Origin of the sequence: Streptomyces hainanensis, assembly GCF_004348415.1 — a bacterium.
GTDB lineage: Bacteria > Actinomycetota > Actinomycetes > Streptomycetales > Streptomycetaceae > Streptomyces > Streptomyces hainanensis.
Window position 1 is genome coordinate 1 of record NZ_SMKI01000356.1, and the last position, 8,331, is coordinate 8,331.

Genomic DNA, 8,331 nt, shown 5'->3' on the forward strand with positions numbered 1-8,331 from the left:
GGGCGGGTGGGGGGAAAACCCGCCGGCCGGAGAAAAGCCGGCAGCGCCCCACCAGCCCAGGGCCGGTGCGGCGCTGCGGAACCTTCGAGGCGCTCCAGCCGCCAGGCGGGTGGGCGGAGACGTCAGCTGAAAGAGTCCCCGCACGCGCAGGAACCCGTCGCGTTGGGGTTGTCGATCGTGAAGCCCTGCTTCTCGATCGTGTCGACGAAGTCGATCGACGCGCCGCCGAGGTAGGGCGCGCTCATGCGGTCCGTGACGACCTTGACGCCGTCGAAGTCCTTCACGACATCCCCGTCGAGCGAGCGCTCGTCGAAGAAGAGCTGGTAGCGCAGACCGGAACACCCGCCGGGCTGCACCGCCACGCGGAGCGCGAGGTCGTCACGCCCCTCCTGCTCGAGCAGGCTCCTGACCTTCGCCACGGCCGTGTCGGAAACGACGATGCCGTCGTCGACGGTCTTTTCCGTTACGGACATCTGCGTATCTCCCGGGTAGTACGGAATGCTCTGGCAGCGTGCTGCAACAGACGCCCGCTCCGATCTATTCCGGTGCCGGCGCGCCATTTTCTCTTCTCATGCTCGCACACCCCGCGCGGATGGCGGAATGCGTCACAGTGACGCTATCGGTCTCGTCAGACTGACGCGAAGGAGTTATGATCCATTGCGTCAATACGACGATAAAGGAAGGGTGCGTGCCATGAACACCGCCCAGACACTGGGCGTCGAGCCCACTCCGCTCGCTCTGCTGCTGCTCGGCCGGGACGCCGATCCGGCGAGCGAGCGCGGCGTCGACTGCCCGGGTGACCTGCCCGCGGCGTCCGACCCGGACCTGGTGGAGCGGGCGCGCGCCGCCAAGGCGCGGCTCGGCGACCGCGTCTTCGTCCTCGGCCACCACTACCAACGGGACGAGGTCATCCAGTTCGCCGACGTCACCGGCGACTCGTTCAAGCTGGCCAGGGACGCCGCCGCCCGACCCGAGGCGGAGTACATCGTCTTCTGCGGCGTGCACTTCATGGCCGAGTCGGCCGACATCCTCACCTCGGACGCCCAGCGGGTCGTGCTGCCCGATCTGGCCGCCGGCTGTTCGATGGCCGACATGGCCACCGGCGAGCAGGTCGCCGAGGCGTGGGACGTGCTGACCGAGGCCGGCGTCGCCGCCGACACGGTGCCGGTCACGTACATGAACTCCTCGGCCGACATCAAGGCGTTCACCGGCCGGCACGGCGGCACCGTCTGCACCTCGTCGAACGCCCGCCGCGCCCTGGAGTGGGCCTTCGCGCAGCGGCCGGAGGGGGCGGGCCGGGTGCTGTTCCTGCCCGACCAGCACCTGGGGCGGAACACCGCCGTCCGCGATCTCGGCATGTCCCTCGACGACTGCGTCGTCTACAACCCGCACCGGCCGAACGGCGGGCTCACCGCCGACCAGTTGCGGAACGCCCGGATGATCCTGTGGCGCGGGCACTGCTCGGTGCACGGCCGGTTCTCGCTGGACTCGGTGAACGAGGTCAGGGCCCGGATACCCGGCGTCCAGGTGCTGGTGCACCCCGAGTGCAAGCACGAGGTGGTGTCCGCCGCCGACCACGTGGGCTCCACCGAGCACATCATCCGGATGCTCGACGCCGCCCCGGCCGGCAGCAAGTGGGCCATCGGCACCGAGCTCAACCTGGTGCGGCGGCTCGCCGACCGCTACGCGCCGGAGGGCAAGGAGATCGTCTTCCTGGACCGCACGGTCTGCTTCTGCTCCACCATGAACCGGATCGACCTGCCGCACCTGGTGTGGGCGCTGGAGTCGCTGGCGGACGGGCGGGTGGTCAACCGCATCCAGGTGGACACCGAGACGGAGCGCTACGCGAAGGTCGCCCTGGAGCGCATGCTGGCACTGCCCTGACCGGCGGGCCACGATGGAGTCATGCTGCTGCGCCAGGTACGTGACTCCCGCGCCGACGCCGAGGCCGTCCGGCAGGTGGTGCTCGCGGCGCGCGGCGAGGCGGACGAGGAGTGGTCGCCGCCGCGCACCGCGCGCTTCCACCGCAGGGCCAGGCATCTGGCCGGCACCGATCCGGGCGGCTGCTGGCTGGCCGAGGACGCCGCGGGGCGGCCGGTCGGCGCGGCGCTGGCCAGCCGTCGGGAGGGCCTGTGGGGTCTCTCGCTGCTGGTCGTGGACCCGAGGGCACGTGGCAAGGGCGTGGGCACCGCGCTGCTGCGGCGGGCCATGGCGCACGCCAGGGGCACGCTGCGCGGGATGATCTGCGGCTCCGGCGACCCCCTGTCCGCCCGGGTGCACCGGGCCGCCGGGTTCACGCTGCACCCGGTGATGCGGCTGGCCGGCACGGTCGACCCGTCGCGGCTGACCGCGCCGGACGGCCCGGCGATCGAGGGCGGCGCGGCGCAGATCGACCTGATGAACTCGGTGGACCGCCGGCTGCGCGGCGGAGCCCACGGCCCGGACCACGCGGAGCTGCTGCTGCACTGCCGGGTGGTGGTGGCGGACGACCTGGGCGGCAGCGGCTACTGCTATCTGGATGACGACGGCACCGTGGAGCTGCTGGCCGCCACCTCGCGGCGGATCGCGGTGCGGCTGCTGGCCTCGGCGCTGCTGAGCCGCCCGCCGGGCGCCGCGGCGAGCGTGCCCCGGCTGACGGCGGAGCAGGAGTGGGCCGTGGACGTGGGCCTGGCCGCCGGCCTCGCGCTGGCGCCCGGGGGCTACCTGTGCCTGCGCGGGATGCGTCCGCCGGCCCCCTACATCCCGTCGGCCGCCTTCCTCTGAACCGCCGCCGCGCTGGCGGGCTCAGCCGGTGCGTGGCTTGACCAGGCCGGTCTCGTAGGCGGTGACCACCAGTTGTGCCCGGTCCCGGGCGGAGAGCTTGGTCAGCAGCCGGTTGATGTGGGTCTTGACGGTGAGCGGGCTGACGGAGAGCCGCTTGGCGATCTCGTCGTTGGAGAGCCCGCCGGCCACCTCGACCAGCACCTCGCGCTCCCGGGCCGTCAGCACGTCGAGCGTGGAGTCGTCCATCGACTCGCCGCCGTCGCTCTGGGCGAGGAAGCGGGCGATCAGGCCCCGGGTGGCGGTCGGCGAGAGCAGCGACTCGCCGTCGGCGGCCAGCCGGATCGCGGCGAGCAGTTCCTCCGGCTCCGCGCCCTTGCCGAGGAACCCGGAGGCGCCGGCCCGCAGCGCCTGCACCACGTAGTCGTCGGACTCGAAGGTGGTCAGGATGACCACCCGCACCGCGGCGAGCGCCGGGTCGGCGCTGATGGCCCGGGTGGCGGCGAGGCCGTCCATGCCGGGCATCCTGATGTCCATCAGCACCACGTCGGCGCCGGCCTCGCGGATCACCCGCAGCGCCTCCGCGCCGTCCGACGCCTCGCCGGTGACGGTCATCCCCGGATCCGAGTCGACCAGCACCCGGAACGCGCTTCGCAGCAGGGCCTGGTCGTCCGCCAGCACCACCCTGATCACAGCACCATCTTCCTGTTCACGACCCCGAGGCCGGCGCTCAGCCGCACCAGCCGACCTTCCAGCTCTCCGGCCCGCTCCGCACCACGTCGTCCTCGGTGTCCGGCGCCCCCGGCGGGCGCAGCGGCAGCGTGACCCGCACCCGGAAGCCGCCGTCGTCCCTGGGGCCGGTCTCGCAGGTGCCGTGCAGCGCGGCGGCCCGCTCCCGCATGCCGGTGAGGCCGTGGCCGCTGCCCATGCCGCCGAGGCCGGCGGCCGGGGCCGCGGCGACGCGGTCGTGGCGCGGCCCGTCGTCCTCCACGGTGATGTCGAGGAGCGGGTCCACGGCCACCCCGCGGCGCACGATGCGGACCCGGGCGCTCGACTCGGCGCCGGCGTGCTTGTGGACGTTGGTCAGCGCCTCCTGGACCACCCGGTAGGCGGCCAGGTCGACGGCGGACGGCAGCGGCCCGTCGGCCGCGGGGGCGTGCACGGACACCGCCATGCCGGCCTTGGTGAAGCCCTCGACCAGCTCGTCGAGCACGGCCAGGCCGCGGGCGGGCTCGGTCGGGGCGATCGGTTCGTCCTGCTGGCGCAGCAACCCGACCGTGGTCTGGAGCTCGCCGAGGGCGCGCCGGCTGGCCTGCCGGATGTGGCCGAGCGCCTCCTTGGCCTGGTCGGGGCGGGTGTCCATGACGTGCGCCGCGACGCCGGCCTGCACGTTGACCAGGGCGATGTGGTGGGCGACGACGTCGTGCAGCTCGCGCGCGATCCGCAGCCGCTCCTCGGCCACCCGCCGCCTGGCCTCCTCCTCGCGGGTGCGCTCGGCGCGCTCGGCCCGCTCCCGGATGGCGTCGACGGCGGCCCGCCGGTGCCGCACCGCCTCGCCGAGCGTGGCGGCGAGGCCCAGCCAGGCGACGATGCCCAGGTTCTCCGAGACGTACCAGGGCTGGGCGCCGAGCAGCATGGTGGCGGGGATGAACCCGGCGACGGTGACCAGGGCGACCCGGAAGGTGGTGTGCCGGTCGGTGCGCATGGCGACCGTGAAGACCGCGATCACCACCGTCATGGCGAGCGACGCGTGCCGCTCGCTCGGCGGGTGCGACTGGGTGCCGAGGACCAGTTCGAGCACGCTGAGCGCGCTGACCACGACCAGCACCTTCATGGGCGCCAGGCGCCTGGCGCCCAGGGCGGCGGAGGCCAGCAGCGTGAGCACCACGGAGTGGGCGGGCAGCTCGCGCTTGCCGAAGCCGGGGGTGCCGCCGGAGGACGCCATGGTCACGGACGCGACGATCACGACCACGAACACGGCGACCGCGATCAGCGCGTCGAGCGCCATGGGGTGGACCCGCAACCAGTGGTGGGCGCGGGCGCCTTGCTCGGGAGTCACGTCGGCGGTCTCGGTCGGGTCAGTCGGGGATCAGGCCGTCTTCGGTGAGCATGGCCCGCACCTCGTCGATGGTCGCGTCGGGTGCGGGCAGGATCAGCTCGGAGGGTTCGAGGGCGTCGTCCGGGAGCGGGGTGCCCAGCTTCCTGACGGCCGCGAGCAGCGCGCCGAGGGTACGCCGGAAGCCCTCCAGGTCGCCGGTCTCGACCTCGGCGAGCAGCTCGTCGTCGAGTTTGTTCAGCTCCGGGAAGTGGCTGTCGGCCAGCCGGACCTGCCCCTCCCCCATGATCCGTACGATCATGATGCCCTCCGTCCTTCGTGTAGGGGCCCCGCCGTCTCGCCGGGGGTGGTGGTCACGGCCGGGCGACGGTCACTGCTTGTCGAGCCGTGGGGAGCGCTGCTGCTGCTGCCGCTCCTCGGTCCCGTCGCCGCCCTCGATGGCCTGGCGCCCGGCGGAGCTGCCGCCGGCCAGCTCGGCCTTCATGCGCTCCAGCTCGAACTCCACGTCCGCGTTGCCCGAGATCCGGTCCAGCTCGGCCGTGATGTCGTCCTTGGAGCTGCCGGTCACGTCGTCCAGGGCGCCGGAGGCGACGAGCTCGTCGAGGGCGCCGGCGCGGGCCTGGAGCTGGGCGGTCTTGTCCTCGGCGCGCTGGATGGCCAGGCCGACGTCGCCCATCTCCTCGGAGATGCCGGAGAACGCCTCGCCGATCCTCGTCTGCGCCTGGGCCGCCGTGTAGGTGGCCTTGATCGTCTCCTTGCGGGTGCGGAACGCGTCCACCTTGGCCTGCAGCCGCTGGGCCGCCAGGGTGAGCTTGTTCTCCTCGTTCTGCAGCGTCTCGTGCTGCTGCTGGAGGTCGGAGATCTGCTGCTGCAGGCCGGAACGCCTGGTCAGCGCCTCGCGGGCCAGGTCCTCGCGGCCCAGCGCCAGCGCCTTCCTGCCCTGCTCCTCGAGCTTCCCCGACTGGCCGTTGAGCTGGTTCAGCTGGAGCTCGAGCCGCTTGCGCGAGGTCGCCACGTCCGCGACGCCACGCCGCACCTTCTGTAGCAGCTCGAGCTGTTTCTGGTACGAGTAGTCGAGCGTCTCGCGCGGATCCTCGGCCCGGTCAAGGGCCTTGTTGGCTTTCGCGCGGAAGATCATCCCCATCCGCTTCATCACACCGCTCATGGGCCTCGCGCGCCCCCTTCATACCGGGCTCGAACCTGTGACCATTCCTACTGATCCCCTACTACCCTACGGGTCGCCTCTCCATTAGCGCACCGCTCGGCGGCGAATGGCTCCTACCTCAGAACGATTGCTGAGCGGCCGTTCTACACCCTGCGGCCTGGTCTGACCCCTCCTGGCGGGGTCCGTTGCGTGATCGTGCCGGTCGCCCCGGGTCGTCACGCGGAGCGAGACCGTAGTCTTGGGGTTGTGTTCCGAAGCCGTTCGAAAGAAGATCAGGCCCGCTCCGCCGATGCCGAGCGGGAGGAGTCCCGCGGCCGCGACCCGCAGGCACCCAAGGGCCGGCCCACGCCCAAGCGCAGCGAGGCCGAGGCGTTGCGTCGTGCCGTCGTCAAGCCGCCCACCAACCGCAGGGAGGCGTCCAAGCGGGCCAGGGAGCAGCGGCGCACCGCGATGAGCAAGCAGCGGGAGGCGTTGCTCTCGGGCGACGAGCGCCACCTGCCGGCCCGCGACCGGGGCAGGGTGCGGCGCTTCGTGCGGGACTTCGTGGACACCAAGTGGCACGTGGCGGAGTACTTCCTGCCGATCGCCGTGCTGATCCTGGTGCTGAGCATGCTGCCGTCGCTGGCCGCGCGGAACATCGCGCTGCTGATGTGGCTCGCGGTGATCGTGATGATCGTCTTCGACTCGGTCCTGATGACGCGCCGCCTGAAGAAGCAGCTGCGTGCCAGGTTCCCCGACGAGAACCTGCGCGGCACCACGGCCTACGCGCTGATGCGCACCATGCAGATGCGGCGCATGCGGCTGCCCCGCCCGCAGATCAAGCGCGGCGAGGAGCCCCGCTAGCAGGGCGTCGCTCGAACGGCTGGCCGTCGCTCGCGGGAGGCGCGGGCGGCGGCCAGACTGCCGTTGTGAGACGGCGCACCGGTTCCCGAGCGAGCGTGTGGCCGGCCCTGGGCTGCGCGGCGGCCCTGCTGCTGGCCGGCGGCTGTACGGACGGCTCGTCGGAGGCGCGGGGCGGCACCAGCGTGCCGCACGCCATCCCCGGCGACCTCCAGGCCACCTACCAGGACGTGGTGCACGACGTGCTGCCCTCCGTGGTGCAGATCACCACCGAGGACGGCCTGGGTTCGGGCATCGTCTACGACGGTTCCGGCCACATCGTCACCAACGCGCACGTGGTGGGCGACGGCCGGGACTTCGAGGTGCTGCTGGCCACCAGTCAGTCGGCGCAGCCGGCCAGGCTCGTGGCCTCCTACCCTCCGCAGGACCTGGCGGTGATCAAGCTCACCAACCCGCCGGACGGGCTGCGGGCCGCGGACTTCGCCGACTCCTCGCGGGTGGAGGTCGGCCAGATCGTGCTGGCGATGGGCAACCCGCTGGGCCTGGCGTCCAGCGTCACCCAGGGCATCGTCTCCGCCGTCGGCCGCTCGGTCAGCGAGGGCGAGGGGCAGGCGACGCTCGGGAACATGGTGCAGACGTCGGCCGCGATCAACCCGGGCAACAGCGGCGGGGCGCTGGTCGACCTGTCGGGCACCGTGATCGGCATCCCCACCCTGGCCGCCAGGGACCCGGGCCTCGGCGGCGGCCAGGCCCCCGGCATCGGCTTCGCCATCCCCTCGTCCACCGTGACCTTCCTGGCCGACCAGATGATCGACCGCGGCCGCGTCGTGGACTCGGGGCGCGCGGCGCTCGGCGTCTCCGTGCGCACCGTGCTCGGCGACGGCTTCGAACCGGCCGGCGCCGCGCTCGTCGAGGTCACCGAGGACGGCCCGGCCGCGCGGGCCGGGCTGCGCCCGGGGGACGTGCTGGTGAAGCTGGGCTCGGAGCCGATCACCGACGTGGTGTCGCTCTCCGAGGCGCTGGCCGCCCACCAGCCGGACGACACGCTGGAGGTCCGCTACCTGCGGGACGGCGAGCGCAGATCGGCCGAGGTCACCCTCGGCGAGGCGTAGGCCCCGGAACCGGGTCGGCCGGTCGGCCGCTCACTCGTCCAGGGCGGAGTGCAGGCTCATCGGCCCGTAGATCTTCGTGCCGTCCTCGAGCAGCGACACCTGGTCGACGCCCTCCTCGAGCAGCTCGCCCCAGATCTCGCCGATCCAGGACTCCGCGTCGCCCTGGGTCCCGAAGTCACCCGGGTCCTGGGAGGGCTCCGTCGACGTGCCGTCCGCCTTCTCGAACCGCCACTCCCACGCCATGCCCGCCTCCTGATGCACCATCCGGCCGCGACTTCCTGATCGCAGACTAAATCACGGGTCGGCCCCGCGGGGCACTACCGCGCGCATCAGGACGTCGAGCCGGACGATCCGCGAGGATCGGCACATGGACGTCACCCTGCTCGGCACCGGCGCCC

Annotated in this window: 10 protein-coding genes; 4 read left to right on the plus strand and 6 right to left on the minus strand. The window is 72.6% G+C overall.

Going from position 1 to position 8,331, the window contains the following annotated elements; all coding sequences use genetic code 11:
* Positions 1–122: 122 nt before the first annotated feature.
* Complete coding sequence (locus tag E1283_RS26705) at positions 123–473, minus strand: HesB/IscA family protein (RefSeq protein ID WP_132820715.1); 351 nt, start codon at positions 471–473, stop codon at positions 123–125.
* Positions 474–693: 220 nt separating this feature from the next.
* Here E1283_RS26705 and nadA point away from each other — a divergent pair, with 220 nt between their 5' ends.
* Complete coding sequence (nadA, locus tag E1283_RS26710; protein ID WP_132820716.1) at positions 694–1,884, plus strand: quinolinate synthase NadA; 1,191 nt, start codon at positions 694–696, stop codon at positions 1,882–1,884.
* A 21-nt stretch (positions 1,885–1,905) separates the two neighbouring features.
* Complete coding sequence (locus tag E1283_RS26715) at positions 1,906–2,763, plus strand: GNAT family N-acetyltransferase (RefSeq protein WP_132820717.1); 858 nt, start codon at positions 1,906–1,908, stop codon at positions 2,761–2,763.
* 21 nt (positions 2,764–2,784) lie between these two features.
* Here the strand turns inward: E1283_RS26715 and E1283_RS26720 are convergent, their stop codons facing one another.
* The 4 genes from E1283_RS26720 to E1283_RS26735 form a co-directional block, all read right to left on the minus strand.
* Complete coding sequence (locus E1283_RS26720) at positions 2,785–3,453, minus strand: response regulator (protein WP_132820718.1); 669 nt, start codon at positions 3,451–3,453, stop codon at positions 2,785–2,787.
* Positions 3,454–3,490: 37 nt separating this feature from the next.
* On the minus strand, positions 3,491–4,819 hold the full coding sequence (locus E1283_RS26725; RefSeq protein ID WP_425086235.1) for a sensor histidine kinase: 1,329 nt from the start codon (positions 4,817–4,819) through the stop codon (positions 3,491–3,493).
* Positions 4,820–4,838: 19 nt separating this feature from the next.
* A complete protein-coding gene (gene pspAA, locus E1283_RS26730) occupies positions 4,839–5,117 on the minus strand; it encodes a PspA-associated protein PspAA (protein WP_132820719.1) in 279 nt (92 codons plus the stop codon).
* 69 nt (positions 5,118–5,186) lie between these two features.
* Complete coding sequence (locus E1283_RS26735; protein WP_132820720.1) at positions 5,187–5,981, minus strand: PspA/IM30 family protein; 795 nt, start codon at positions 5,979–5,981, stop codon at positions 5,187–5,189.
* 246 nt (positions 5,982–6,227) lie between these two features.
* Between E1283_RS26735 and E1283_RS26740 the strand changes: the two genes are divergently transcribed.
* Together E1283_RS26740 and E1283_RS26745 are read left to right on the plus strand one after the other, a co-directional pair.
* Positions 6,228–6,824, plus strand: a complete 597-nt coding sequence (locus tag E1283_RS26740; protein ID WP_132820721.1) for a DUF3043 domain-containing protein — start codon at positions 6,228–6,230, stop codon at positions 6,822–6,824.
* A 65-nt stretch (positions 6,825–6,889) separates the two neighbouring features.
* Positions 6,890–7,933: a S1C family serine protease gene (locus tag E1283_RS26745; RefSeq protein WP_132820722.1), complete on the plus strand. Its 1,044-nt coding sequence runs from the start codon at positions 6,890–6,892 to the stop codon at positions 7,931–7,933.
* Positions 7,934–7,963: 30 nt separating this feature from the next.
* On the opposite strand, the gene E1283_RS26750 is transcribed toward E1283_RS26745, so the two are convergent.
* Positions 7,964–8,176: a hypothetical protein gene (locus E1283_RS26750; RefSeq protein WP_132820724.1), complete on the minus strand. Its 213-nt coding sequence runs from the start codon at positions 8,174–8,176 to the stop codon at positions 7,964–7,966.
* Positions 8,177–8,331: the final 155 nt, after the last annotated feature.